This is a genomic window from Nocardioides sp. Z21_20, assembly GCF_059766585.1.
On record NZ_JCBAJX010000007.1, the window covers coordinates 1 to 26,621 of the forward strand.

At 73.3% G+C, this 26,621-nt stretch carries 21 protein-coding genes, 2 tRNA genes and 1 other RNA gene; 16 read left to right on the top strand and 8 right to left on the bottom strand.

What is annotated here, in order from left to right; genetic code table 11:
- Positions 1–204: 204 nt before the first annotated feature.
- Positions 205–4,194, bottom strand: a complete 3,990-nt coding sequence (eccCa, locus tag AC6EH9_RS12385) for a type VII secretion protein EccCa (protein WP_498423532.1) — start codon at positions 4,192–4,194, stop codon at positions 205–207.
- A 121-nt stretch (positions 4,195–4,315) separates the two neighbouring features.
- On the opposite strand from eccCa, the gene AC6EH9_RS12390 reads away from it, so the two are divergent.
- From AC6EH9_RS12390 to AC6EH9_RS12425, 8 genes are all read left to right on the top strand, one after another.
- The gene (locus tag AC6EH9_RS12390; protein ID WP_498423533.1) at positions 4,316–5,698 is read left to right on the top strand and encodes a hypothetical protein; all 1,383 of its coding nucleotides are present in this window, start codon (positions 4,316–4,318) and stop codon (positions 5,696–5,698) included.
- A gap of 123 nt (positions 5,699–5,821) precedes the next feature.
- Positions 5,822–6,145, top strand: coding sequence for a WXG100 family type VII secretion target (locus AC6EH9_RS12395; protein WP_498423535.1), 324 nt, complete (start codon positions 5,822–5,824; stop codon positions 6,143–6,145).
- Between the two features lie 26 nt (positions 6,146–6,171).
- Positions 6,172–6,462 (top strand): WXG100 family type VII secretion target, encoded by a 291-nt coding sequence (locus AC6EH9_RS12400; protein ID WP_498423536.1) that lies wholly within the window; start codon positions 6,172–6,174, stop codon positions 6,460–6,462.
- A gap of 69 nt (positions 6,463–6,531) precedes the next feature.
- Positions 6,532–6,867 (top strand): hypothetical protein, encoded by a 336-nt coding sequence (locus AC6EH9_RS12405; protein ID WP_498423537.1) that lies wholly within the window; start codon positions 6,532–6,534, stop codon positions 6,865–6,867.
- A 2-nt stretch (positions 6,868–6,869) separates the two neighbouring features.
- Positions 6,870–8,150 carry a hypothetical protein gene (locus AC6EH9_RS12410; RefSeq protein ID WP_498423539.1) on the top strand — a complete coding sequence of 427 codons (1,281 nt, stop codon included), beginning with the start codon at positions 6,870–6,872 and terminating at the stop codon, positions 8,148–8,150.
- 166 nt (positions 8,151–8,316) lie between these two features.
- Positions 8,317–9,672: a type VII secretion integral membrane protein EccD gene (eccD, locus tag AC6EH9_RS12415; RefSeq protein WP_498423540.1), complete on the top strand. Its 1,356-nt coding sequence runs from the start codon at positions 8,317–8,319 to the stop codon at positions 9,670–9,672.
- 1 nt (position 9,673) lies between these two features.
- Complete coding sequence (gene eccB, locus AC6EH9_RS12420) at positions 9,674–11,095, top strand: type VII secretion protein EccB (protein ID WP_498423542.1); 1,422 nt, start codon at positions 9,674–9,676, stop codon at positions 11,093–11,095.
- Positions 11,092–12,384 (top strand): S8 family serine peptidase, encoded by a 1,293-nt coding sequence (locus tag AC6EH9_RS12425; protein WP_498423543.1) that lies wholly within the window; start codon positions 11,092–11,094, stop codon positions 12,382–12,384. Before eccB ends, AC6EH9_RS12425 begins: the two co-directional genes overlap by 4 nt.
- A 30-nt stretch (positions 12,385–12,414) precedes the next feature.
- On the opposite strand, the gene AC6EH9_RS12430 is transcribed toward AC6EH9_RS12425, so the two are convergent.
- The 3 genes from AC6EH9_RS12430 to AC6EH9_RS12440 all read right to left on the bottom strand — a co-directional run bounded on the left by AC6EH9_RS12430 (position 12,415) and on the right by AC6EH9_RS12440 (position 14,597).
- Positions 12,415–13,446, bottom strand: coding sequence for an ECF transporter S component (locus AC6EH9_RS12430; protein WP_498423544.1), 1,032 nt, complete (start codon positions 13,444–13,446; stop codon positions 12,415–12,417).
- 282 nt (positions 13,447–13,728) lie between these two features.
- Positions 13,729–14,427: a hypothetical protein gene (locus AC6EH9_RS12435; RefSeq protein WP_498423546.1), complete on the bottom strand. Its 699-nt coding sequence runs from the start codon at positions 14,425–14,427 to the stop codon at positions 13,729–13,731.
- 81 nt (positions 14,428–14,508) lie between these two features.
- Positions 14,509–14,597, bottom strand: a tRNA-Ser gene (locus AC6EH9_RS12440).
- A gap of 96 nt (positions 14,598–14,693) precedes the next feature.
- Between AC6EH9_RS12440 and ffs the strand changes: the two genes are divergently transcribed.
- The 7 genes from ffs to AC6EH9_RS12475 all read left to right on the top strand — a co-directional run bounded on the left by ffs (position 14,694) and on the right by AC6EH9_RS12475 (position 21,205).
- Positions 14,694–14,784: signal recognition particle sRNA small type (gene ffs, locus AC6EH9_RS12445), an RNA gene on the top strand.
- 51 nt (positions 14,785–14,835) lie between these two features.
- On the top strand, positions 14,836–17,019 hold the full coding sequence (locus AC6EH9_RS12450; RefSeq protein ID WP_498423547.1) for a DNA polymerase III subunit gamma and tau: 2,184 nt from the start codon (positions 14,836–14,838) through the stop codon (positions 17,017–17,019).
- Between the two features lie 82 nt (positions 17,020–17,101).
- Entirely contained in the window at positions 17,102–17,491 is a 390-nt protein-coding gene (locus AC6EH9_RS12455) for a YbaB/EbfC family nucleoid-associated protein (RefSeq protein WP_498423548.1), read from the top strand.
- 8 nt (positions 17,492–17,499) lie between these two features.
- Positions 17,500–18,099: a recombination mediator RecR gene (gene recR, locus AC6EH9_RS12460; protein ID WP_498423549.1), complete on the top strand. Its 600-nt coding sequence runs from the start codon at positions 17,500–17,502 to the stop codon at positions 18,097–18,099.
- Positions 18,092–18,796 carry a DUF5063 domain-containing protein gene (locus AC6EH9_RS12465; RefSeq protein ID WP_498423551.1) on the top strand — a complete coding sequence of 235 codons (705 nt, stop codon included), beginning with the start codon at positions 18,092–18,094 and terminating at the stop codon, positions 18,794–18,796. The genes recR and AC6EH9_RS12465 overlap by 8 nt, the downstream gene beginning before the upstream one ends.
- Positions 18,797–18,905: 109 nt before the next feature.
- Positions 18,906–20,177: an aspartate kinase gene (locus AC6EH9_RS12470; protein WP_498423552.1), complete on the top strand. Its 1,272-nt coding sequence runs from the start codon at positions 18,906–18,908 to the stop codon at positions 20,175–20,177.
- On the top strand, positions 20,174–21,205 hold the full coding sequence (locus AC6EH9_RS12475) for an aspartate-semialdehyde dehydrogenase (protein ID WP_498423553.1): 1,032 nt from the start codon (positions 20,174–20,176) through the stop codon (positions 21,203–21,205). The genes AC6EH9_RS12470 and AC6EH9_RS12475 overlap by 4 nt, the downstream gene beginning before the upstream one ends.
- 159 nt (positions 21,206–21,364) lie before the next feature.
- Here AC6EH9_RS12475 and AC6EH9_RS12480 read toward each other — a convergent pair whose 3' ends face one another.
- The 3 genes from AC6EH9_RS12480 to AC6EH9_RS12490 all read right to left on the bottom strand — a co-directional run bounded on the left by AC6EH9_RS12480 (position 21,365) and on the right by AC6EH9_RS12490 (position 23,665).
- Complete coding sequence (locus tag AC6EH9_RS12480; protein ID WP_498423554.1) at positions 21,365–22,474, bottom strand: hypothetical protein; 1,110 nt, start codon at positions 22,472–22,474, stop codon at positions 21,365–21,367.
- Positions 22,475–22,575: 101 nt separating this feature from the next.
- A tRNA-Pro gene (locus AC6EH9_RS12485) sits at positions 22,576–22,649 on the bottom strand.
- A gap of 71 nt (positions 22,650–22,720) precedes the next feature.
- Positions 22,721–23,665: a metallophosphoesterase gene (locus AC6EH9_RS12490; protein ID WP_498423556.1), complete on the bottom strand. Its 945-nt coding sequence runs from the start codon at positions 23,663–23,665 to the stop codon at positions 22,721–22,723.
- A gap of 26 nt (positions 23,666–23,691) precedes the next feature.
- On the opposite strand from AC6EH9_RS12490, the gene AC6EH9_RS12495 reads away from it, so the two are divergent.
- Positions 23,692–24,150, top strand: coding sequence for a GatB/YqeY domain-containing protein (locus tag AC6EH9_RS12495; RefSeq protein ID WP_498423557.1), 459 nt, complete (start codon positions 23,692–23,694; stop codon positions 24,148–24,150).
- A gap of 41 nt (positions 24,151–24,191) precedes the next feature.
- Here AC6EH9_RS12495 and AC6EH9_RS12500 read toward each other — a convergent pair whose 3' ends face one another.
- Positions 24,192–26,438: a transglycosylase domain-containing protein gene (locus AC6EH9_RS12500; RefSeq protein ID WP_498423558.1), complete on the bottom strand. Its 2,247-nt coding sequence runs from the start codon at positions 26,436–26,438 to the stop codon at positions 24,192–24,194.
- Positions 26,439–26,621: the final 183 nt, after the last annotated feature.

Sequence of the window (26,621 nt, forward strand, 5' to 3'; positions counted from 1 at the left end):
CGCCACAAGCACCTCCAACATCGAGGTGTTGCACTAGGACTTGGAGACCACCTCGTGAAACCCGCACTTCCCACGTGTTCCAACGTGTGGGAAGCGGGGGTTTCGTGTGGTCAGTACGGCGCGGGGCCCCCGGGCCAGCTCCCACGCCGCCGTGCCCCTTACGCCGCCGCCCTACGCCCTACGCCCTACGCCGTACGCCGGCGGCTACAGCGCCGGGTCGGTCCAGGCCACCTGGACGACCTCGGTGCCGCGGTCGCGGGTGACCAGCCGCCCCCGGCCGGCCGGGGCGGGACGCGGCTTGACGTTGCCGATCAGGTAGCCCTCGTCCGGGCTGCCCGAGAGCACCAGCCCGGGCACGGAGAGGTCGCGCAGCGACTGGATGACCGGCTCGTAGAGCGCGCGCGACGCGCCACCGGAGCGGCGGGCGACCACGAGGTGGAGGCCGACGTCGCGGGCCTGCGCGAGCAGCGGCTGCAGCGCCTGCACCGGCGAGCTCTGCTGGGTCGCGACGAGGTCGTAGTCGTCGACGACGATGAAGACCTCCGCCCCGGTCCACCACGAGCGGTTGCGCAGCTGCTCGGGGGTGACGTCGGGGCCCGGGATGCGGTTCTCCAGGTAGCTGGCCAGGTCACGCAGCACGGGGGCGGCCTGGTTGGCGCTGGTCAGGTAGTTGAGCAGGTACTCGTCGGGGACCTCGCCCAGTAGCGAGCGGCGATAGTCGACGACCACGATCTGCGCCTGCTTGGGCGTGCGCGTGCGCATCACCTCGCGCACGTAGCCCCGCAGCAGGGCGCTCTTGCCGGACTGGCCGTCGCCGAAGATCAGCAGGTGCGGCTCGGCGTCGGGGTCCAGCGCGACCGGCGCCAGCTCCTTCTCGTTGATGCCCAGGACCAGGTGGCACTCGCGCCCGCCGCCGGAGCGGACGAGCTGCTCGCGGACCGGCTCGAGGTCGACGCGCTCGGGCAGCAGCCGCAGCTTGGGCCCGGCGGGTCCGCGCCAGGCCGCGACGCTGCGGCTGACCAGGTCGTCCACGCCGTCGCCCACGCTGGCCGGGTCGGGGTGCCCGTCGACGCGCGGCAGCGCCGCCAGGAAGTGCAGCTTGCCGGGGACCAGCCCGCGCCCAGGTCGGCCCTCGGGCACCAGCGCGGCCACCTTGCGATCGATCTCGGAGTCCAGCGGGTCGCCCAGGCGCAGCTCCAGCCGGGTACCGAACACGTCGCGCATCGCCGCCCGGAAGTCCGCCCAGCGGGTGGCCGCGACGACCAGGTGCAGGCCGAAGGTCAGTCCGCGGGTGGACAGCTGCTGCAGCTCGAGCTCGAGGTCGTCGAAGTCGGCGCGCAGGGTGCTCCAGCCGTCGACGACCAGGAACACGTCGCCCCAGCCGTCATCGGCACGCCCGGCGGCGCGGCGCGAGCGGTAGGTCTCGATGGAGTCGATGCCCTGGGTGCGGAAGTACTCCTCGCGGCGGTCGACCACTCCCTGCACCTCGGCCACGATCCGGCGTACGACGTCGGGCTCGGAGCGGGTGCCGACACCGGCGACGTGGGGGAGCCGGGCCAGCGGGGCGAAGGTGCCGCCGCCGAAGTCGAGCACGAAGAACTGCGACTCGGCCGGCGTGGTGGTCAGCGACATGCTGGTGACGATGGTGCGCAGCAGCGTGCTCTTGCCGGTGCGCGGCCCGCCCACCACCGCGACGTGTCCCGCGGCGCCGCTGAGGTTCATCGTCATCGTGTCGCGGCGCTGCTCGCGGGGGCGGTCCACGGTGCCGAGCGGTACGACGAGCCCGCCCAGCGCGCGCCACTCGGGTGAGACCAGGCCGAGCCGGGGGTCCTCGACCAGGTCGGGCATCAGACGGTCCAGCGTGTCGGGCACGTCGAGCGGCGGCAGCCACACCTGGTGCGCGGCGGGGCCGTGGCCGGTCATCCGGTCGACGGCCACGTCGAGCAGCGAGCGCTGCTCGTCCGGCGCGAGCACGGGGGCCGCCGCGTCCGCCGGGGCGGTGAGCGGCTCGAGGGAGAGCACCTCCGAGATCGTGAAGGGCAGGATGCCGCGGACCTTGCCGCCCTCGTCGCGGTGCACGCGGGCCCGTCCCGAGGGCGGACCGGAGACGTAGGCGGCCTTGAACCGCAGCAGCGTGGACTGGTCGGGCTTGAGGTAGCCCAGGCCCGGCACCGGTGGCAGCTCGTAGGCGTCCGGCACCCCCAGCACGCTGCGCGACTCGCCGGCCGAGAACGTGCGCAGGCCGACCCGGTAGGACAGGTGCGACTCCAGCCCGCGCAGGCGTCCCTCCTCGAGTCGCTGCGAGGCGAGCAGCAGGTGCAGGCCGAGCGAGCGGCCGAGCCGGCCGATCGCGACGAAGAGGTCGATGAACTCGGGCTTGGCGGAGAGCATCTCGGAGAACTCGTCGACGACGATGAACAGCGACGGCATCGGCGCCAGGTTCTCGCCGTTGAGGCGGGCCTTCTCGTAGTCGCGGATCGAGGCGAAGTTGCCGGCCTCGCGCAGTAGCTCCTGGCGGCGCACCATCTCACCCGACAGGGCGTCCTGCATGCGGTCGACGAGCGTCAGCTCCTGGGCGAGGTTGGTGATCACCGCGGAGACGTGCGGCATCTGCGACATCCCGGCGAACGTCGCGCCGCCCTTGAAGTCGACCAGCACCATGTTGAGCTGCTCGGGGGAGTGCGTCATCGCCAGGCCGAGGACCAGCGTGCGCAGGAACTCCGACTTGCCCGAGCCGGTGGCGCCGATGACCAGGCCGTGCGGACCCATGCCCTGCTGGGCGGACTCCTTGATGTCCAGGTGGATGAGGCCGCTCTCCCCGACCCCGATCGGCACCCGGAGCCGGTCGCGCGCGGGCCGCTGACGCCAGGCCGCGCCGGTGTCGAAGGAGTGCACGTCGCCGAGTCCCAGCATCTCCATGAAGTCGCTGGGTCCGGTGATGTCGCCGGAGGAGTCGCCGCCCGCGCTGACCGTGTGCAGCGGCGCCAGTCGGCGGGCGAACGCCTCGGCCGTGGCGAGGTCGCACTGGTCGGCGAGCGCCCGGATCGGCTGCTCGCGCGCACGCAGGGCGGTGACCGGGTGCTTGCCGTCCTCGGTGGCGGGGCTACCGAGCTCGAGGCGCAGCCGCGTCGGGTCCTCGAGCTCGCCCCAGCGGGCGGGCATGTCGAGCAGGGTGACGCCGTGCAGGCCGTACGGCGGCACCACGTGGTTGCCGGGCGGCAGGTGCCCGCCGTCGATCACCAGCAGGATGTGCGGCGTGGCCGGCCGCTCGTCGGCGCCGAAGCGGGGGCGGTCGCCGAGGTCGGGCGGCAGCAGCGCGCCGAGATCGTCCAGGGACGTGCTCACCATCCGCATCGGCCCGACCGCGTCGCTGCGCTGGGCGCTCTGGGCGTGCGGCAGCCACTTGACCCAGTCCCAGTGGGCGAGGTGCTCCTCGGAGGAGAGCACCGCGACGACCAGCTGGTCGGGGCTGTGGAAGGCCGTGGCCGAGCAGATCACCGCTCGGGCCAGGGCCCGGGCCTCCTCCTCGTCGCCGCACAGCTCCACCCGGTCGAAGGCGCGCAGATCGATCGAGGCCGGCAGACGCGGCTGCAGGCGGTGCACGACCAGCAGCCGGTGCAGTGCGGAGGCGGCCACCGGGTCGACCTGGTCGACGGGCGCGCTCTCCGGTGGGACCAGGTCCAAGGAGAGCCGCTGGGAGCACAGTCCGTAGCGCACGTGCAGGAAGTCGGGATCGCCGGGACCGTGCTCCCACAGCCGGGAGCGGTCCTCGGCCAGGGCGGGGAGCGCGGAGGGCTCCGGGTGGTGCCAGGTGAGGGCGCGGCGCTGCTGGTCCGCGGCGTCGCGGGCCACCTTGCGCACGCCGCTGAGGTAGCGCAGGTACTCCGTGCGCGACCCGGTGACCTGCTGGGTCCGCTGCTTGCGCTGGCGGTCGATCTGGACGATGACGAAGCCGAGGGTGGCGAACAGGAACATGCCCGCGGCGATCAGGCTGCGGCCACGGTTCTCACCCGAGGCGCCCATGCTCGCCACCAGCACGATGGAGCCCAGGCTGCCCAGCATCGGGATGGCGTTCATCATCACGCCGCTGGCACCCTCGTGCTCCTGGATCTGCGGCGGAGGCTGCAAGACGACCTGGCCGGTCGGGATCTCGGGCTCGTCCAGCCGCTGCCCGCCCCGCAGTGTGGTGCTCAAGCGTCCCCCTCGCGTGCCTGCGCCGACCACTCGACCGCCCGGCGGGCTCGATGATAGGCGCGAGCGGGCCGAGCGACTACTGTGCCCGTGCCTGGGCTGAGACCGGTTGAGGGGGAAGTGGATGACGGCCGCGCCGATACCTGAGAGCGCCCCGTCGGCAGCCTCCGCCGACACGATCGCCGTCAGCGTTCACGGACCGGTGGGTGTGCTGGACCTGGTGGTGCCCAGCGGGGTGGTGGCGACGGACGTGGCCCGCGAGTACGCCGCGCAGACCGGGCTGGGGTCGGTCCCGCTGCTGCACGACCGGCTGGGGCGGGTGCTCGCACCGGACGCGGTCCTGGGCTCGGTGGGCGTCGAGTCCGGCGACCTCCTCGTCGCCGCCACCGGCATCCACCGGGGAAGCGCCGGCCCGCTTGGGTCCGGTCAGGCGCACCGGGTCGAGGGTGGCGGTCCGGCCGGTGCGCTGTGGGTCAGCGTCGCCGGCGCCTGTGCGCTGATCGCCGGGTGGTTCGCGTCCGTGGCGCCGTCCGAGGGTGACCGCACGCTCACGGTCGCGCTCCTCCTCACCGCTGCCGGGCTCGGCGTCCTGCCGTTCGGCCGGTACGCCGTGGCGCGGGGACTCGCCGCACCCGCGTTCGCGGCCGCGGCGGCGTACGTGGTGGCCTACGAGCCGGGGATGGCGCGGCTGCCGATGACCGTCGGGGTCGCGGCCCTCGCCGCAGCCGTCACCGCCGCCGTGGCGCGCACGCTCAGTGGTCGCCGCGACGAGGCGCTGCTGGTCTGGGTGGTCGCGGGGGCGAGCACGTTCGTGCTCACCGGGACCTGCGTGGTGCTGGGGGCGGACCCCCAGGTGGTCTGGTCGCTGCTGTTGGTCCTCGCCATGCTCGCGGCCCGCTGGGTGCCGAGCCTGGCCGTCGACGTGCCCGACCACCTGCTGCTCGACCTGGACCGGCTGGCCATCACCGCTTGGTCGGCGCGCGAGCGCCCCGCCGGTCGCCGCGGCCGGATGGTGGTGCAGCCGGCGGCCATGGAGGCGGTGGTGGAACGGGGTGCGCGCCTGGTCACGGCGGGGGCGGCCGCGGTGCTGGTCACGGTGGCCCTGGCGGCCCCGTTGGTGCTGCGGACCGCGCGGCTCGACCTGGACCGGCCGGGCGGCCGCGCGCTGGTGCTGCTGGTGGGCGGTGCGCTGCTGCTCGCGGCGCGCAGCTATCGCCACCGCGCGGCCCGGATGCTGCTGCGCAGCGCCGGGCTCGTGGCCTGGGTCGCCCTCGCCGCGCTGTTGCTGGACGGGCTGGCGCCGGGTCGGGCGGTGGCCGTCGCCGCGGCGGTGGTCGCCCTCGCGCTGCTCGCCGCGGTGGTCGCGGTCGCGGTCGGCAGGGGATGGCGCTCGGTGTGGTGGTCGCGCCGTGCGGAGGTCGCCGAGGCGCTGTGCGGGTCCTTCGCACTGGCCGCGCTGGTCGTCGCCAGCGGCCTGTTCCGCAGCCTGTGGGAATTGACATCCTGAGGTTTAGCGGGGTAGGGGCCGGGTATGCGGGTGCCTGTTCGAGCGGCCCGATCGACGCGGTGCCGGCGGGCACCACCCAACGATCTCGAGCGGCGGTGGCGTCGCGGGGGAAGGAGTCAGGCCATGTCTGACAACACAGGACTCAGCCAGGGAGAGAAGGCCCTCTCCAAGGCCGCCGACGCGGTCTCTCGGGCACGCAGCGACCTCGCCTCGCGTCAGTCGCGTCTGCAGTCGGAGATCGACGAGCTGCGCACGAAGTGGGGCGGCGCCGGGGCCAACGCCTTCCAGACGCTGAACACGGCGTGGCAGGAGAAGCAGACCCGGATCACCAACGCGCTCAACGAGTTCGAGCGCTCCCTGGTCGACACCGAGAAGGACAACGTCAACACCGACCAGGCCGCCAGCGACGACATCGCTCGACGCAACGCGCGTCTCAACGCCATCTGACCTGCTCGAGACCAGGAGACTTCGACATGAACAACGGTGGACTCAACGTCAACCACGGCGCGCTCGACAACGCCTCGCAGGACCTGATCGCGGCCGCCCGCTCCATCGAGGCCCGGTTGAACACGCTCGAGGACGAGCTTCGTCCGCTGCGCAGCGACTGGACGGGTGCGGCGAAGACTGCCTACGACTCCGCGAAGTCCAAGTGGGACTCCGCGATCAGCGAGATGATCCTGCTGCTCTCCGACACCGGCACCATGGTGAGCACGTCGAACGAGCAGTACCGCGCTGCGGACCAGCGCGGCGCCAACCGCTTCTGAGTGTCGTGACCTCGGTGGGGGGCGGCCGTCACGGCCGCGCCCCATCGACGGTTGTGGGGGGACGAGAACATGACTGACGACAACGAGACCCGGCTCGACGCGCCGACGGTGCTGCGGCTCTCCCGGCGCCTGACCAGCGCCTCCGACGCGCTGGCGAAGTCCAACTTCGAGGACCTCAACGTGCCCTGGACGGCCTTCGGCGACCTGCCCGCGGGGCACCGGCTGGCCAGGCTGCACGGGTGGGCGCACCAGCTCGCCGCCGAGGCGAACGCCGCGGACGTGACGAAGCTCAGCGAGTTCGGCACCGGGCTGAAGGCGTCGGTGGAATACCTGGACGAGGCCGATCGCGAGGCACGGCTGAACCTCGTCCGGATCGCCGAGGCCGAGCCGGACGGAGGCTGGTGACGATGGTGGGCCCCCAGGAGCAGGCCCTGCGCGACGCCGTCGCCGGCGCGAAACCCGACGCACTGCTGCGCGCCGCGCTGTCGTGGACCAAGTGCGCCGATGCGCTCGCCGTGGTCAACGTGGACCTCGCGGAAGCGACCAAGGGGCTGGACGCGCAGATGGGCCAGCACGTGCGTCGCGCCGCCCAGGATGCGTTCATCAACGCGGGCGGACACGTCGAGAGGCGGCGCCGGGAGCTGCGGATCGGGGCCATGGCCCTCGAGCGCGCCCAGCGCGCCCTGGCGAAGGCCGGGGCGGTGGCCGCCGGCCTGGAGAAGGAGCCCGGCCCCAAGGCTCCGCCCAAGCCCGACTACACCGGGCTGGACCCCGCCGAGCGGGCGGAGGCGGACAAGGTCCACGGCACCAAGCAGTCCTCCTACGAGGACGCCGTCGACTCGCGTGAGCAGCGTGCCGCCAAGGCGTTGGCCAAGCTCAGGACAGAGCTGGACGAGGCGGCCGACACCATGCAGCAGATCGCTCCGCGGCAGGCGCCCCGAGACGAGCCGCCCACCGGGGGCGGGGGGCGTCCGCCCGTGGGGCAGCCGCCAACCGCGTCCCCGCCACGCCACACGCCCCTTCCACCGCCGCCCGGCCCGCACCCGCCGACGCAATGGCCGCCCAACGAATGGCCGCCCACGCCGGTCGTGCAACCGCCGGTGATCGAGCCACCCACGGAGATCGTGCAGCCACCCACGGTGGTCGTGCCGCCCATCCCCGAGCCCACCGATCCCGGAGGCGGAGGCACCCAGGGAGCCACCCCGCCCTCCCCGTCCGCGGGCGGTGCCCCGTCGTCGCCCGCACCCCCGGGTGCGTCGCCCGTCCCCGGGGGCGCGTCGCCCGGGCAGACGGCGGGAGGCGTGGGCGGTGCGGTCGGCGGTGCCGTCGCCGGTGGGGCGGCTGCCTTCGGCGCTGCCGCCCGGGCGCCCGGCGCTGCCGGCGTCGCCGGGGCGCCCGGGCGAGCGATCGGCGCCAGTGGCCGCCCCGCTGCCCGCGGGACGCTCTCCCGCGCCGCGGGCGCCGCGGCCGGCGCTGGTGGTGCCCGCGGCGGTGCCGCGGGTGCCTCGCGCGGCGGCGCGGGCTCGCGCACGGCCGGCCGCTCCGGTGGGCGCGCAGGCGCGGCGGGAGCCGCGGGTACCGCAGGCGGCCGCGGTCGCGGCAAGGGCCGTCGCGCGGACGCGGACGGGTTCGAGGACGAGCAGGACTGGCTCGACGACGAGGGGGCCGCGCCCGGGGTGATCGACTGAGCGCCCGCGGCCGGTCCGCACCGCGAAGCCCGTCGCGGCTCGGTGCGGGCTGCGTCCTCGCAGGTCCGGCGCCGGGCCTGTGGCTGTGGGTAGCATGCGGGCGCGCCAGCCGCGGGAGGCACGGACCCGCCCGGCGCGCACCGGGTCCGACGATGGGGGAGTGGCGATGAGTCAGATGACCGCGAGCGCGTCGGGGCTGGTGCGGGTCACCGTCGCCTCCGGGACCCGCCGCGTCGACCTGGTGCTGCCCGCCGCGGTCCCCGTCGCCGAGCTCGTCCCCGAGCTGGCACGCAGCGTGGGACTGCTCGACCCCTCCACGGTGTACGGCGGCTACCGGGTCGTCGCCCAGGACGGCCGGGCGCTGGCCCCGGACGCCGGCCTCACCATGCAGGGCGTCCTGGACGGCGGGCTGCTCACCGTCTCCGCGGGCGTCGACGAGGAGCCCCCGCGGGTCTACGACGACGTCGTCGAGGCGATGGCCGACGTCGTGGAGCGTGACCTGCGCCCCTGGGAGCCGGCCGCGGGCCGCCGTACCGCGCTCTGGGCGGCCGCCCTGCTGCTCGCGCTGGGCGCCGTCGCGCTGCTGATGCAGACCGGCTCGCTGCTGGCGGGTGTGGCCGCGGCGGTCATCGCCGTGCTCCTCCTCAGCGGCGCGGTGGTCCTCTCCCGCGCGCAGGGCGAGCCGGAGGCCGCCGTCGCCCTGGCCACGATGGGGTCGGTCCACGCGGCGGTGTCCGGCCTGCTGCTCGCTCCGCAGGGCCCGTTCTTCGCGCTGCCGATCGCCTGCGCCGGCGGGGCGGCGCTGCTCGCCGGGCTGGTGGGGCTGGTGGGCCTCGGCGCGGGGCGGGCGCTGGTGCTGCCGCCGGTGGTGGTCGGCGCCATCGCGCTCGTCAGCGGGCTGTTGATCGACCTCCTGCCCGACGCGGACCCGACCGTGGTCTTCCCGGTGGCGCTGGTCCTCGTGGTGATCGCGGGCAGCATCTTCCCGTGGCTGGCGCTTGGGGTCACCGGCACCAGCGTCGAGCAGATCTACACGGTCGCGGACATCACCAACGATCCCGACGAGGTCGACCCGCGCCAGATCGGCGCGGACGCCCGGATCGCCCACGAGATCCTGGTGGCCGTCTCGGCGACCGTCGGGCTGCTGCTGGTGCTGATCGCCCCGCTCGCGGTCGCGCGTGGACTGTCCGGGACGCTACTGGCACTGTGCTGCTGCGTGGTCGTGATGCTCCGCACTCGTCAGTACCGGACCGGCTCGGAGGTCCTCGTAGGCCTGGTCTCCGGCATCGCCGGACTGATCAGCGTCGGTCTGTCGGTGCTGTGGCTGCAGCCCGACTGGCGGCCCACGGCTGCCGTGGTGCTCGCCGCCGCGGGCGGCGTGCTGCTCACGGTGACGCTGCTGCCCGGGACGCCCTCGGTGCGTCGCGGCCGGCTCGGCGACGTCGCCGAGACCATCGCCCTGCTCGCCCTGCTGCCCCTGCTCCTGCTGGCCGTCGGCGTCGTCGGCAGCATCGGCGGTTGAGGTGGCCACCAAGAGGGACCTGGTCGAGGCGCACGCGTTCAGCCGTCGACGACTGGTCACCGCGTTCGTCAGCGGCGCCCCGGGTGGGCGGGAGGTCGAGCCGACCAAGCCGGGCCGCACCCTCATCGGCGGCGTGGCCCTCGCGGTCCTGCTGCTGGCCGGTGCCGCGATCGGGGGCATCCTGGCCAACCGGCCCGCGGCCGACTGGCAGCAGCGGGGGCTGGTCATCGCGAAGGAGGACGGCACCAACTACGTGATCACCGACGACGCGGACCCGGTGCTGCACCCGGTCGTCAACAACACCTCGGCCAAGCTGATCCTCGGGGCCGACCTGGAGTCCAAGAGCGTCGCCCAGGAGTACATCGACGACGCCGAGACCGGGGACCTGCTCGGGATCCTGGGCGCGCCCACGCGCCTGCCGACGGCGGAGCGGCTGATCGACGACGGGTGGACCGCCTGCACCGCCGACGGCGCCGGCATCAGGCTCGATGTCTCCCAGTCGCCCGCGGTGAGCCCGTCGCAGGCCGAGTCCGCGGCGGTGGTCTCGACCCCGGACGGGCGCTACTTCCTGATCGCCTACGCCTCCGGGCGCCACTCCCCGGAGCCGAGCGCCTTCGCCTTCGGGCTCCCACAGGCCAAGCGCGACAGCCTGCTCGCCGCGATCGGGATGCCGCCGAGCACCGAGGCGGTGCCGGTCCCCGACGACTGGGTGACGCTCTTCCCGGCGGGGCCCGAGCTGACCCTGGGCAGCTTCACCGACCTGAGCCGGCTCGGGACGCCCTCGCCGGCCGCCCTGGAGCTCGAGGGCGGCGCCCGGGCGAGGGTGGGCGACGTGGTGGCCTTCGGGGACGAGCAGATCCTGGTCACCGACACCGGCCTGGTGAGCCTCACCCAGTTCGCCGCCCGCGTCTACGCGGTGCTGGCGGGGCAGCACTCCCCGGCGCAGGTGTCCGGCACGCCGCCGAACCGGGTACCGGAGAACTATCCGGACCAGTGGCCCGCGGCGGCCCTGACCCCCGAGAGCGGCGAGCTCTGCGCCCAGCTCGACACCGAGGCCGGCGCCGCGCCTCGGGTCCTGCTGGCAGGCGATCCCGGCGAGCGCGCCAGCGCCCTGGGCGACGCCGACCAGGACACGGGCCTGGGCCCGGCGGAGCACGAGGCCGTCGTGGCGGCGGGCCACGCGGCGTACTTCCTCTCCGGCGGCTTCGAGGACTCCGACTCCGGCACCCCGTTCGTGGTCGACGTCAAGGGGGTGCGCTACGAGCTGGTGGGGCCCGAGACCGCGACCCTGCTCGGGTACGGCAAGCACGCGGTGCGGGTGGTGCCCGACACCTGGAAGGACCTCTTCCGGTGTGGGGTGAACCTCTCCCAGGAGGACGCGATGCGACCGCCGGACGCCGAGGCCCGGAGCGCCTGCTCGTGAGGCGGCGCCCGGCCGGCACCCTGGCCGCGCTGGCGCTGGTCGCCGGCATGGCGGGGGCGCTGAGCCTCCCCGGGGTCGCGGGCCCGGCGGCTCCGGCAGCCGCCGCGGAGGGTGACCCGGTCTGCTCCGCCGACCCGGACCCGACCGACGGCGGACCCAGCCGGCTCGACTCGCCCAGTGCGCCGCTGGAGGCCCTGGGCATCGAGCGCGCGCACCAGCACGCGACCGGCCGGGGCATCTCGGTCGCGGTCCTCGACACCGGGGTCAGCTCCCCGCACGTCGAGGTCGTCGGTGAGCAGCCGGTCACCCCCGACGGCGGTGGCACCGAGATCCTCGACACCCACGGGACCCAGGTCGCGGGGTTGATCGCCGGACGGCGGGAGGGCGGGATGGGGACCGCGCCGGGCGCGAGCATCGTGTCGGTCAAGGTCCTCGACGGGTCGGCTTCCACGGTCGGCGACGACGCGAAGCAGCTGACGCCGCGCAGCGTGGAGCAGGGGCTGGCCTGGGTGGCCGACCGGGTCCAGCGCGCCGGCCGCGCCAACGAGATCGGCGTCGTGAACCTGTCGCTGTGGGTCGACCACAGCGCCGGCATCGCCCGGCAGGTGCGCCGGCTGCAGCGCCTCGGCGTGGTCGTGGTGGCCGCGGTCGGCAACCGGCCCACCGACGAGCAGGACCCGCTCTACGCCGCCTTCGCGGAGCAGGAGGACGACGAGGACGCCCGCCTCTACCCCGCGTCGTACGACGGGGTCCTCGGGGTCAGCACGAGCGTGGAGCCGGGCGAGGACCCGGCCGAGGTCGTGCTGCGCAGCTTCGTCACCGACGTCGCCGTGCCCAGCCGGCACGCCGTCACGACCGTCCCCGACGGGGGCATCTGCGTGGTCGAGGGGCCGGCGTCGTCCTGGGCGGCCGCTCAGGTCAGCGGGATAGTCGCGCTGCTGTTGGAGCACTACGACTGGAAGCGCAATCCCCGGCAGGTGGCCGAGCAGGCCGTGGCGCGGCTGCTGGCGACCGCCGACGGGGCCGAGGACGTGCGCAGCCCCTACACCGGTCGGGGAGTTGCCCGGCCCGTGGAGGCGCTCACCCGGCCGTTGCGCTTCGACGACTCGGGGGAGGTCGTCTCGACCGTCGACGTCGAGCAGTCAGAGGGCATCACCTCGGTCGGTCGTCCGGCCGGGGACGAGCTTGCCGGCGCTCGCCGGGACTTCCTGTGGTGGGGTGTGCTGGCCGGTGCGGCGCTGCTGCTCGCCCTGCTGCTGAAGCCGCTGTTCGCGCGCCTGCGGGGCTGACCCGCCGGTACGCCGGCGCACCGGGCAGGCTCAGTCCCCGTCCCGGGAGGGCGCGGTGACTCGCTCGCCCGGCTCGGGGGCCGGGGTGGGGTCCGTGGGGAGGTACGGCAGCGGCCAGGTGGGTCGCAGCGCGAGCGGGAGCACGGACACCGCGACCAGGGCCAGGAAGCCGCTGATCATCTTGTCCCCGAGCGAGGTCAGCAGGTTGGACAGGCCGACGGCCACCGGCAGGCTGGCGGTGAGCTCCAGCAACGTGCCGGTGCTGACGTCCTGGCCGTGGCCGGTGGAGCCGTCGAAGGCGAGCATGAGGATCGCCGTGGCCAGCAGGGAGCAGGCGAGGGCTACGCCGAGGTTCAGGCCGAGGAAGCGCGGCAGGGTCCGGCCCAGCCCCCAGCGCCGCACGCCGTACCCCCAGAGCAGGGCGCCGGTGGCGTTCACCAGGCCGAACGGCACCGAGGAGAGCCCGCTGCTGGCCACGGTGAGCACGTTGGTCGCTGCGCCCACGGCGGCGCCGGCCCACGGGCCGAGTGTCATCGCGGCCACGGCGGTACCTGCCATGTCGAGGTACACGGGGAGGTTGAGGAAGTCCACCAGCACTCGGCCGATGACGTTGAGCATCAGGCAGGTGGCCACCAGCGCGAGCACCAGCCGAGCCTTCCGGCGAGGGGGTGGCTGGTCCTGTGCCGCCGGGACCGGGCCATGGGCGGGTACCGGGGCGGGGGCCGGCTCGAGGGGGACAGGGGGCTGGGTCGACCGGCTGCGCGCGATCCACCCGTCCACGCGCCCGTCTTCTGCGCCGAGGGCCAGGGCGATCTCACGCACCAGGGCCAGGTTGACCCGGGCACGCCCGGTCCGGAAGGCGTCGTACACCGTGGTGCGCGCCACCCGTGCCGCGTGCGGGGGGACGCCGCAGCTGAGCCGGTCCTGGCTGATCCGCCGGGCGATCTCGGCGTAGGAGGGCGCGCCGGCCTCCGTCCGCAGTGCCTGCAGCTGATCGGCGAGCAGGTCCCAGCAGGCCTCTCCCCGGGGACCGGGGGCCCTGCCTTCGACCTCGTCCGCCACGCGTTCCTCTCCTGTCCCCTCGACACGTCATGCCCCGTGCTGAGTCGGTCGGAGCAGGCTGACTGTACTTACCCCGCGGCCGTCGGGCCGGTTCGCCGCCGCGTGCCCCAGCCGCGCTCGCGGTCGGACTCGGCGCTGTTCGGGATTGTTCGGAGTGCTGCGACGGGCTGGAAACGGGGCGGCTGATCGGGATAGGAACGAGGTCACGCGTCTCGCGGGCCCGCGGGGGAGGCTCGCGAGACGTGCCTGCGCTCGGGCCTGGGCGCGGGCCTGGGCGCGGGCTCAGCGCTCGTCCGGCTCCAGGCCCCGCAGGCGGCCGTCGACCAGGCCGATGACAGGACCCTCGGTCGCGGCGACCTCGCCCAGCTCGTCGACCGCCCACAGCGGCAGGCCGTCGACCAGTGGGAAGGCGGCGGGCACCGTCCCGGTCTGCGACGAGGTGTCGACCGGTGTGGAGTCCGGCCCCGGCTCCGGATCGCTGAGGTAGGCGGCCCACTCGTCGGGGTCGATCAGGTACGTCGTCTCGGCGTCGTGGACGGCGCCGTCCACGACCCGTACGTACGCACCCTCGGGGCCGCGCGGGCCGTACTCGCCGTACTCGCTGTAGGCGCCCAGATGGGTGAGCAGCGCCTGCCACGCCTCCTCAGAGATCCAGACGCGTCGGACCTCGGGCTCCCCGGGGATCCAGTCGGCGTCGACCTGCTGCTTGAACCGCCGAGCCGCCGCGAGCTGAGCCTGGGCCCACCACTGGCGGGCCAGCTCCTCGGGCGAGCCGGACGTCACGCGGACCACCAGCTCGCCGGCGATGCGGCGCTGGTGGGGCCGGCGGTCCCCGGGGTGGCTCTCCGGGTCGAGGAACGACCACGCCAGGCGCAGGTCGGCGCCGGTGCGGGAGACCCGGTCCAACCGCAGGCTGAGCGGGGCGCCCGGGACGTCGACGACGCGGGCCGCCCGGCGCACGGCATCGGCGTGAGGACTCACGGCGGCCTCCCTCGGGCGGGAGCCGGAGAGCGACGCCGGCCCGACCTGGGGTCGGAGCCGGCGTCGGCGCTCTCGCGGCGGTGGCGGAGGATAGGGGATTCGAACCCCTGAGGGCTATTAACCCAACCCGCTTTCCAAGCGAGCGCCATAGGCCACTAGGCGAATCCTCCGCGCAGGAGCGTACCGTCCGCTGGCGACCGGGTGAAATCGGCCCCGACGGAGGCGGGCTTTGGTGACGCCGTCACCCGTCCCCTACACTCATGGCCAACCCCCCGTGTGGCGGCATCTCGCCCAACTCCCCCAGGGCCGGAAGGCAGCAAGGGTAAGTGAGCTCTGTCGGGTGCGCGGGGGGCCTTTTCGTTTTTCGGGGCGGGCCCCGGCCGTCGGTGGCGGCCCCCGTTCCACACCATGCCCGCTCCCGGGTGTCGGTTGTCGGTGCCGCTGGTTAGGGTTCAAGTCGTGGAGTCACCCCTCGCGCTGTACCGCCGCTACCGGCCCGAGACGTTCGCCGAGGTCATCGGCCAGGATCACGTCACGGAGCCGCTGCGCAACGCGCTCGCGAACAACCGGGTGAACCACGCCTACCTGTTCTCCGGGCCGCGCGGCTGCGGCAAGACCACCTCGGCGCGGATCCTCGCGCGGGCGCTCAACTGCGAGGCGGCTCCGACGCCCGACCCGTGCGGGACGTGTCGCAGCTGCGTCGACCTGGCCCGTGGCGGCCCCGGCTCGATCGACGTGATCGAGATCGACGCGGCCTCCCACGGCGGCGTCGACGACGCGCGCGACCTGCGGGAGAAGGCGTTCTTCGCCCCCGTGCACAGCCGCTACAAGGTCTACATCATCGACGAGGCCCACATGGTGACCACGCAGGGCTTCAACGCCCTGCTGAAGCTCGTCGAGGAGCCCCCGCCCCACCTGCGCTTCATCTTCGCCACCACCGAGCCCGACAAGGTGCTGCCGACGATCCGCTCGCGCACCCACCACTACCCCTTCCGGCTGATCCCGCCGCGGCTGCTGTCCTCCTACCTCTCCGAGCTGTGCCAGAAGGAGGGGGTGGCGATCGAGCAGGCCGCCCTGCCGCTGGTGGTGCGCGCCGGGGCCGGCTCGGCGCGCGACACGCTGTCGGTGCTCGACCAGCTGCTCGGCGGCGCCGGTCCCGAGGGCGTCACCTACGCGCTGGCCACCGGTCTGCTCGGCTACACCCCCGACTCCCTGCTCGACGAGGTGCTCGACGCCTTCGCGGCCGGGGACGGCGGCTCGGTCTTCGGGGTGGTCGACAAGGTGATCGAGACCGGGCAGGACCCGCGGCGCTTCACCGAGGACCTGCTGCGCCGCCTGCGCGACCTGGTGATCGTGGCCGCGGTGCCGGACGCGCCCGCGACCGGACTGATCGACGTCTCCGAGGACCAGGCCGAGCGGCTGGTGGCGCAGGCGGCCCGCTTCGGCGCGGTCGAGCTGAGCCGGGCCGCCGACATCGTGGCCGCGGGGCTGACCGAGATGCGCGGCGCCACCGCGCCGCGGCTGCTGCTCGAGCTCATCTGCGCGCGGGTGCTGCTGCCCGGTGCCGACGACTCCACCGACGGTCTGCTGGCGCGCCTGGACCGGATCGAGAAGCGCATCGCGATCAGCGGAGGCGCCCCGTCCGCCCCGATCGCGCACATCCCCGCGGCGCAGGTGCCCCGGCCCGCCGCGGCCCCCGCCGCCGCGCCGTCACCCGCTCCTGCGCCTGCACCTGCACCCGCTCAGCCGGCCGCGTCCGCCCCGCCTGCGCCGAGCGCGTGGGAGACGGCCCAGCCGCCCGTGCAGCCGCAGTCGGCCCAGTCCCAGCCGGCCCAGTCGCAGCCGGCCGCATCGCGGCCGCACTCGGCCCCGCCGCCGTCGGCCACGCCGGAGCCGGCCCCGCCGCAGCACGCCCAGCCCGAGCCGGCCCCGGTCCAGGAGCAGCCCGACGCTCCGCGTGGCGGCCTCGGCCTCGTGGACGTACGACGGTTGTGGCCCGACATCGTCGAGGCCACCAAGCAGCGCCGGCGGGTGACCTGGATCCACCTCACCCAGCACGCCCAGGTGATGGGGGCCGACGACAAGACGCTCACCCTGGGGTTCGCCAACGCCGGCGCCCGCGACTCGTTCGCCAACGGCGGCAGCGCCGAGATCGTCCGCCAGGCCGCGATCGACGTCGTGGGCGTGGACTGGAAGGTGGACGCGATCGTCGCGCCCGGTGCCCGGCCCGGGGAGGCGGCCCCCTCGGCGCCCGCCGCCCGGCCGGCCGCGCCCGGAGAGCAGCCCGCGCAGCCGGCCCCCGAGCCGCCGCCGTACGACGGGCCCGAGCCGCCGGACGACGCGCCCGCACCGGAGTCCGCGGCGCCCGCGCCCGCCGCGCCGGAGCGCACCGACCCGCGCTCGATCGCGGCGGCGCGCGAGGCGATCCAACAGACCCGGGTGGCCGGCCAGAGTGACGCGCCGGATCGCTACGCCGCCGACGCCGACGCCAGCCGCGACGACCTCGACGTGGACACCGACGGGCTCGTCGGGGCCGAGCTGCTCCAGCGCGAGCTCGGCGCCCAGGTGATCGAGGAGATCCCCCGCCAGTGACGAAGGCGGCCGCGGCGCCGCCGACCGGCCGCCGTACCGCCCAGACCAGCAGCTCCCGCAACCATTCGCAGAGGTGATTCGCATGACCCAGAACCCGTTCGACGCGCTCGGCGCAGGCGGCTTCGACATGAACGCGCTGCTCCAGCAGGCCCAGCAGATGCAGGCCCAGCTCGAGAGCGCGCAGCAGGAGCTGGCCAGCTCCACGATCGAGGGCACGGTCGCCGGCGGTGCCGTCACCGTGGTCGTCAACGGCGTCGGCGAGCTGCAGGGGGTCTCCATCAAGGCCGGCGGGTTCGACGGCAGCGACGCCGACGACCTCACCGACCTCGGCGACATGATCGTGGCCGCCTACCGCGACGCGAAGTCGAAGGCCGACGCGCTCGCCGGTGAGAAGCTGGGCCCGCTCTCCGGGGGCCTGGGCGGCGCGGACGACGTGGGGCCGGGCGGCTTCCCGGGCCAGCTCGGCTCGTAGGTCACGCCTTGTACGAAGGGATCGTCCAGGACCTGATCGACGAGCTCGGCCGGCTGCCGGGCGTGGGTCCCAAGAGCGCGCAGCGGATCGCCTTCCACCTGCTCCAGGCGGACCCGGTCGACGTTCGCCGTCTGGCGGACGTGCTGATCGAGGTCAAGCAGCGGGTGAAGTTCTGCAGCGTGTGCTTCAACGTCTCCGAGGATGAGAAGTGCCGCATCTGCCGTGACCCACGCCGCGACCCGGTGGTCATCTGCGTCGTCGAGGAGTACAAGGACGTCGTAGCGATCGAGCGCACGCGCGAGTTCCGCGGTCGCTACCACGTCCTGGGCGGGGCCATCTCGCCGATCGACGGGATCGGTCCCGAGCAGCTGAGGATCCGCGAGCTGATGATGCGTCTGGCCGACGGCACGGTCACCGAGGTCATCCTCGCCACCGATCCGAACCTCGAGGGAGAGGCGACCGCGACGTACCTGACGCGAATGCTCAAGCCATTGGGGTTGCGCGTGACGCGTCTGGCGAGTGGACTGCCGGTAGGGGGTGACCTCGAGTACGCGGACGAGATCACGCTCGGCCGAGCTTTCGCAGGGAGGCGATCCGCCGATGACTGAGCCCACACACGATGAGATGACGGGGGTGCAGCTCGACCCCACCGTCGAGCTCGAGGCCGCGGTCGCTGCGGTGCTCTCCCCGACGGGGAGCCCCGACCTCCCGGTCCAAGGTGAGCTGGACTCCCAGACCGAGGAGTTCGCCAGCCAGATCGCCGACCAGATCGAGAGCTTCCTGCTCGCCCTCCAGGCGATCGCGCGCGAGGCCGACGTCAGCCGAGGCATCTCCTTGCTGCTGCTCGAGGTCTCGCAGGTGCTGCTGGCCGGCGCGCGGCTCGGCGTGCAGCGCGACTTCACGCCCGCCGAGGAGTATCAGCCCGACGCCGGACCCGACCCGGACCTCGACGAGATGCGCCTGCGCCTGGCCACCATGCTCGACGGGGTCGACATGTACTCCGAGGTCTTCGACACCTACGGCGAGCCCGAGGTCGTCTCCTCGTCGCTCTCCGACGACCTGACCAGCGTCGCGGCCTCCCTCGCGCACGGACTGCGCCACCTGCGCGCGGGGCGGATCCAGGAGGCGCTGTGGTGGTGGCAGTTCTCCTACGTCGCGAGCTGGGGCAACGAGGCCGGCGGCGTGCTGCGGGCCCTGCAGTCGATCGTGGCGCACGACCGGCTCGATGCGGAGTTCGTCGTCGACCAGGAGCAGGTCGCCGCCGCGAATGAGATGCTGGAGTCGGTCGAGCAGGCCCCCCGGTAGACTCGTCCGCGGTCGCCGCGCAGCATGGCGTGGCCCTGCGGCCGGTCCCTGTCGGGGCCTCGAGGGTGCGCGGCCGTTCGACGCAACCGAACCCCAAGAGGTACCAGCCGTGGGCATTGTCGTGCAGAAGTACGGCGGCTCGTCCGTTGCCGACGCGACCGGCATCAAGCGAGTCGCACAGCGCATCGTGGCGACCCGCAAGGCCGGCCACGACGTCGTCGTGGTCGTCTCCGCGATGGGCGACACCACCGACGACCTGCGTGACCTGGCTCAGCAGGTCACGCCGCTCCCGCCGCCGCGCGAGCTGGACATGCTGCTGACCGCCGGTGAGCGGATCTCGATGGCGCTGGTGGCGATGGCCATCGCCCAGCTCGGGCACAAGGCGCAGTCGTTCACCGGCTCCCAGGCCGGAGTGATCACCGACTCGGTGCACGGCAAGGCGAAGATCATCGACATCACGCCGGGCCGCATCGAGAAGGCCATCAACGAGGGCGCGATCGCGATCGTCGCCGGCTTCCAGGGCGTCAGCCAGAGCACCAAGGACGTGACGACGCTCGGGCGCGGCGCCTCCGACACCACCGCCGTCGCGCTCGCCGCGGCGCTCGGCGCGGACGTGTGCGAGATCTACAGCGACGTGGACGGCGTCTTCACCGCCGACCCGCGCATCGTGCCCGCGGCCCGCAAGCTCGACCGGCTCTCCACCGAGGAGATGCTGGAGATGGCCGCCTCCGGCGCCAAGATCCTCCACCTGCGGTGCGTCGAGTACGCCCGCCGCTACGACATGCCGATCCACGTGCGTTCCTCCTTCAGCCAGAAGGAAGGCACCTGGATCGTGCCCGACAACTCCCAGGGAGCTCAGATGGAACAGGCGATCATCGCCGGCGTCGCCCACGACCGCAGCGAGGCCAAGATCACCGTCGTCGGCGTCCCCGACAAGGTGGGCGAGGCCGCTCGGATCTTCGAGACGCTCTCCATGGCCGAGGTCAACATCGACATGGTGGTGCAGAACGTCTCGGCGGCGGCCACCGGTCGCACCGATATCTCCTTCACGCTGCCGCGCGAGGACGGGCAGAGCGCGATGAGCGCGCTGTCGCGGATCCAGCCGGAGGTCGGCTACGACAAGCTGCTCTTCGACGACCAGATCGGCAAGGTCTCGCTGATCGGCGCCGGCATGCGCTCCCACCCCGGCATCACCGCGAAGTTCTTCGCCTCGCTGGCCGCGGCCGGGGTCAACATCGAGATGATCTCCACCTCCGAGATCCGGATCTCGGTGATCATCGACGAGAACCAGATCGACACCGCCGTGCGGGCCACCCACTCGGCGTTCGACCTGGACGCCGAAGAGGTCGAGGCCGTGGTCTACGGCGGTACCGGGCGATGAGCGTGCGTCTCGGCGTCGTCGGCGCCACCGGCCAGGTGGGTGTGGCGATGCGCCAGATCCTCCTCGAGCGCGGCTTCGCGGCCGACGAGGTCCGGTTCTTCGCCTCCGCCCGCTCCGCCGGCACCGTGCTCGCGTTCGGGGACCGCGACGTCACGGTCGAGGACGCGGCCACCGCCGACCCGAGTGGGCTCGACATCGCGCTGTTCTCGGCCGGTGCCACGACCTCGCGGGCGTTGGCGCCCAAGTTCGCCGAGGCCGGCGTCACCGTCGTCGACAACTCCTCGGCGTTCCGGATGGACCCCGACGTGCCGCTGGTCGTCTCCGAGGTGAACCCCGAGGCGATCTCCGAGGCGCGCAAGGGCATCATCGCGAACCCGAACTGCACCACGATGGCCGCGATGCCGGTCCTCAAGCCGCTGCACGACGAGGCCGGGCTGGTCCGGCTCATCGCCTCGACCTACCAGGCGGTCTCGGGCAGCGGCGTCGCCGGCGTCGACGAGCTCGCCACCCAGGTCCAGGCGGCCGGTGACAAGGCGCGCGAGCTCGCCTACGACGGTCAGGCCGTGGCCTTCCCGGAGCCGGTGAAGTACGCGCGCACCATCGCCTACAACGTCGTACCGCTGGCCGGCTCGATCGTCGACGACGGCCTGAACGAGACCGACGAGGAGCAGAAGCTCCGCAACGAGTCCCGCAAGATCCTCGGGATCCCCGACCTGCGCGTCTCGGGCATCTGCGTGCGGGTGCCGGTCTTCACCGGCCACTCGCTGGCGATCAACGCCGAGTTCGCCCGGTCGATGACCGTCGAGCGGGCCCGCGAGCTGCTGGCCCACGCACCGGGCGTCGAGCTCTCCGAGATCCCCACGCCCCTGCAGGCGGCCGGCAACGACCCGTCGTACGTGGGCCGGCTGCGCCAGGACCCGGGCGTCGACGACGACCGCGGGCTCGCGCTGTTCATCAGCAACGACAACCTGCGCAAGGGCGCGGCCCTCAACACGGTCCAGATCGCCGAGCTCCTCGCCGCCCGCTGACGCGCGCCGCGCCCCGCACGCCGCCACGCTCGCTTGTAACGCGGGGTTATGCCCACTACCGCAGTGAAATAACGCGGTGGCAGTGGGCATAACCCCGCGTTACATGGGGCTGCGGGGGTACGGCGCGGCGCGGCGCGCGGCCGGCCGCGGGGGCGCGCGTTAGGGGGTGGGGTCGGCGAAGGTGGTGGCGACCCAGTGGGACAGGGCGAAGCAGAGCGCCGAGACCAGCGGGATGACGATCACCATCCACCAGGCGAAGAGCACCTCGATGAGGAACAGCAGGGCGATCACGGTGGTCAGGCCGATGGCCAGGAAGCTGGTGCTGCCCGGGTCCGAGACGTTCCAGGCCCGCAGCAGCGCTGCGCCGGCATAGACCAGGACGATCAGGATCGCCAGCAGCAGCATCAGGCCTGGCTTGCCGCACGAGGACGTCCCGTAGACGGCCTCGCAGCCGCGCATCGACAGGGCGGTGAGTACGACCATCGCCAGTCCGACCAGCAGGCCGGTGACGACCGCAGCGGTCATCGCTCCCAGGGGCGGCAGGACGAAGGTGGGGTAGCTCCGGTCCAGGTCCTCGTCGGCCGCCTGGTCGGCTGCGGCACTGGGCTGCTCGAGGTCGGTGTCGTCCTCGCGGACGGCGTCGTCGGCGAACAGGGTGTCGAAGGCGGTGCTCACCGGGGCGGGGGCGAGCTCCGCGAGCTCCTCGGACGCGGCTGAGGGGGTGCCGGACGGGCCTCCCGGGCCAGAGCCCGGCGTCCGGGTCACCTGCGCCGGTGAGTCGTCGAGCACCACGGTCGGCTCGTCCGCGTCCTGTACCGGGGCAGCGAACACGATCGTGTCGTCGGTGACAGGGGCGGCGGGGTCCGCCACGTCTGCCCCCTCGGGCACGGTCTCGACCTCGGGCACGGGCACGGTCTCAGCCTCGGTGCCGGGGCCAACGGCGGGCTCCGCCTCGGTGGTGGCGGGCACTGCGTCCGGGAGCGGCTCGGACACGGACACGGGCTCGCGTTCAGCCTCCGGCGCGGCCTCAGCCTCCGGCGCGGCCTCCACCTCCGGCGCGCGCTCAGCCTCCGGCGCGACTTCGACCTCCGGTGCGGCCTCCACCGCGGACGCGGCCACCTCCGGCGCGGGCCTCTCCGCACCCGCCGATGCGTCGGGCTCGGGCGCGGTCAGCGCGGCCGAACCGCGCTTGCGCTTCCTGCGCCGCAGGCCGAACGAAGGCAGCTCCAGCGAGGACTCGTCGGGAGTGCCAGGGTCCTTCTCAGCCATGGCGGGCAGTCTGCCAGAGAAGGGGGCAGCGGAGTGCCGGACCGACCAGACGTCCCGTAACGCGATCAGGCCGGACCCTGGGGGTCCGGCCTGATCAAACGTCGGGCTGACAGGATTTGAACCTGCGGCCTCCTCGTCCCGAACGAGGCGCGCTACCAAGCTGCGCCACAGCCCGATCGTGGGCGCTGGTCCCACGGCACGGGTGAGCATACCGGAGGCAGTCGGGTTCTCCTGCATCGGGTGGTCTCAGGCGGGGACCAGGGTCAGCAGCGTCGCCTCGGGGCGGCACGCGACCCGGACCCGGACGTAGGGATTCGTGCCGAGCCCGGCGCTGACGTGCAGCCAGCAGGATCCGGGCTCGCCGGGGGAGGAGTCGGCCGGATGGCGGTGCAGGCCCTTGGCTCGCGCCGGCTCCAGGTCGCAGTTGGTGGTCAGCGCCCCGTAGAACGGCAGGCAGACCTGCCCGCCGTGCGTGTGCCCGGCGATGATCGCGTCGTAGCCGTCGCTGGCGAACTGGTCCAGCACCCGCAGGTACGGCGCATGGGCCACCGCCAGGCGCAGGTCGGCGTCCGGGTCGGCCGGGCCGGCGACGCGGCGCAGGTCGTCGTAGCCCAGGTGCGGGTCGTCCACCCCGGCGAACGAGATCGTGGTGTCGCGCACCCGCAGCGACCCGAACCCGTTGGTCAGATCGAGCCAGCCGGCGTCGGTCCACGTCCTCTGCAGGTCCGGCCAGGGCAGCTGCGGGGTGTCGGTGCGGCGCTTGCCGTCGTCGGGCAGCAGGTAGCGCAGCGGGTTGCGGAAGCCGGGCGCGTAGTAGTCGTTGGAGCCGAACACGAACACCCCCGGAACGTCGGCGAGAGCGCCGAGCGCCTCGGTCACCGACGGCACCGCGCCGGGGTGCGCCAGGTTGTCGCCGGTGTTGATCACCAGGTCCGGCTCGAGGTCGGCCAGGCCGCGCAGCCACTCCTGCTTGCGCCGCTGCCCGGGAGTCATGTGGATGTCGGAGAGGTGCAGCACCCGCAGCGGCTCGTGCCCGGCGGGCAGCACCGGGAGACTCACCCGCCGCAGCGTGTACGCCCGGGCCTCACACACGCCGTACGCCGTGAGGGCGGCCCCGGCGAGCGCTCCGGCGCCGATCAGCCGGCCTGCGGCGCGGAGGGGGGAGCGGGGCAGGGAGCCGGGAAAATCCATGGCGCAAGGCTGCCACAATAGGTCCCATGAGTGCCCTCAAGGACCGACTGCGCGCAGACCTGACCACCGCCATCAAGGCCCGGGACGAGGTGCGCTCCTCCACCCTGCGGATGGTGCTGACCGCGATCACCAACGCCGAGGTGGCCGGCAAGGCGCACAAGGAGCTCAGCGACGAGGACGTCGTGAGCGTGCTGTCCAGCGAGGCCAAGAAGCGCCGCGAGGCGGCGACCGCGTTCGAGGAGGGCGGCCGCGCGGAGATGGCCGCCAAGGAGAAGGCGGAGGCCGCCGTGCTGGCCGACTACCTGCCCGCGCAGCTCGACGCCGACGAGATCACCCGGATCGTCACCGAGGCCGTCGCCCAGGTCGGCGCGGCCGGCGAGGGCATGAAGGCGATGGGCAAGGTGATGGGCGTGGTGCAGCCGCAGGTCAAGGGACGTGCGGACGGTGCGATGGTGGCCGCGGAGGTACGCCGCCAGCTCGGCTGAGCCGAACTGGAGCGGCGCCGCCGGCCGCGGCCGGCCGGGGCTCAGCCCCGGCCGCGACCACCGCCGCCGTTGCCGCCGCCGCCGCCATTGCCGCCGCCGCCACCGTTGCCGCCGCCCCCGCCGTTGCCGCCGCCGCCGCCGTTGCCGTTGCCACGGTCGCCGTCGTCATCGGGCTCGGGGCTCGGCGGCGCCGGGATGTAGGTGCTGCCGGCGCCCGGGACGGACCCGGGGTAGACGAAGTCCTCGTCGTCGAGCCACTGGGCGATGACCTTCATCGCGTTGCCCCACATCGGTCCTGCCGTGCCCGAACCGGACACGTCGTAGAGCGGGCTCCCGCCGACCATCTCGCCGGTGAGCTCCTGGGGGTGGCCGAACTCGTTGGCGCCCGCGATCATCGAGGCGGCGGCGAGGTTGGGGGTGTAGCCGACGAACCACACCGCGCGGTTCTCCTGGGTGGTGCCGGTCTTGCCGGCGGCGGGCTGCCCGAGCGCCTGCGCGGAGGCGAAGCCGCCCTCGATCACGCCGCGCAGCACGTCGTTGACGGCGTCCGCGGTGCTCTCCTCCATCACCCGGTTGCACTGGGCGGGGTACTTCTTCAGCGAGTGGCCCTCCGAGTCCTGGATCTCGCCGATCGGGCGGCTCTCGCAGTGCACGCCGCGTGCGGCGAACGTCGCGTAGGCCTCGGCCATCTCCAGGGGGCTCACGTCGGGGATGCCGAGGGTGAACGTGGGCACCCGCTCGGGCGAGCCCGGCTTCTTGCCGGTCGGGTTGTCGAGGTCGAGTCCCATGTCCCGGGCGAGCTTGAACGGCTTGCAGATCCCGGTCATCGCCTCGAGCTGGGCGTAGAAGGTGTTCACCGAGAGGCGGGTGCCGGTGTAGAGGTTCATCGTGCCCGAGCTGGTGGAGTTGCCCAACGTCCAGGAGCCGTACCCGTAGGGCTCCCCGTCACAGTCCTCGAAGCGGCTCTCGCTGATCGTGATGCTCTCCGGGGACGAGATGGTGGTCCCCAGCGAGATGCCCTGCTCGATCGCCGCGGCCAGCACGAACGCCTTGAACGTCGAGCCGCCCTGGAAGCCCTTGGAGTCGCCGTACTTCTGGTTCACCGCGTAGTTCAGGAACGTCTCGCCGGCGGCCTTGTTGCGGCCCATCGGGCGCGACTGCGAGACGGCCTTGACCGCGCCGGTGCCCGGCTCGACCATCGTCAGGCCGCCGATGGCCTGGTCGGTGGGGTAGACGGCGTCCTCGACCGAGGCGTCCGCAGCGTCCTGGTAGCGCTGGTCCAGGGTGGTGCGGATGGTGAGGCCGCCGGTGTAGAGCAGGTTGCGGCGGTCCTGCTCGGTCTTGCCGAGCGAGGGGTCCTTGAGCAGGTACTGCACGACGTAGTCGCAGAAGAACGGCGCGGTCGAGTTCACGCAGCCGTTCTTGGCGGTGACCGTGCGCAGGCCGAGCTTGGACGCCCGGGCCTTGGCGTGCTGCTCGGGGGTGATCACGTTGAGCTCGGCCATCCGGTCCAGCACCACGTTGCGTCGCGCCAGCGCCCGCGAGGGGGAGTTGGTCGGGTCGTAGCCGGTCGGGTTCTTCACCAGGCCGGCGAGCATCGCCGACTCCTTGATGTTGAGCTGCTTGGCGTTCTTGTCGAAGTAGTGCCGAGCGGCCGCCTGCACGCCGTAGGCGCCGTCGCCGAAGTAGGCGATGTTCAGGTAGCGCTCGAGGATCCAGTCCTTGCTGTAGTTCTCCTCGACCGCGATGGCGTAGCGAAGCTCGCGGAGCTTGCGCGCGTACGAGCGGTCCGTGGCCGCCTTGCGCTCCTCCTCGGTCTCCGCCTGCTGGACCAGCGTCAGCTTGACCATCTGCTGGGTGATCGACGAGCCACCCTGGACGACGCCGCTGGCGGCCTGGTTGGTCACCAGTGCGCGCAGTGTGCCCTTGAGGTCGAGGGCGCCGTGCTCGTAGAAGCGGTAGTCCTCGATCGCGACGATCGCCTGCACCATGTTCCGCGAGATCTGGTTGAGGGAGACGTTGACCCGGTTCTCGTCGTACAGGGTCGCCACGACCTTGTTGTTGGCGTCGAGGATGCGGGTGCGCTGGGGCAGCGCCTTGGTCTCCAGCTCGGCCGGCAGCGCGTCCATGCTGTTGGCGACGTCACGGGCGCCGAGCCCGACCACCCCCGCGAAGGGGATCATCAGGCCGGCGGCCACCACCCCCAGGACGACGGAGACAGCCGCCATCACCCCGAGGTGGGACAGGACTCGGGATGCGGTCAGGCGCTCGGGCGCAGGCGCGGACATGGCACCAATGTACGGGAGCCGCTGGCAACGTCGGCATCCATGACTAGGTGGGACTAGTCCGTTTGGACTATGGCAATTGGGTCAAAGGTGCCTCGCCTGAACCATCTCGGGGCCGTAGGGTCTCGCCCAGGGGACGAGCTGGCAGTCATGGGGGTTGCCGTGCACTCGCCCCTGGGATGGGGA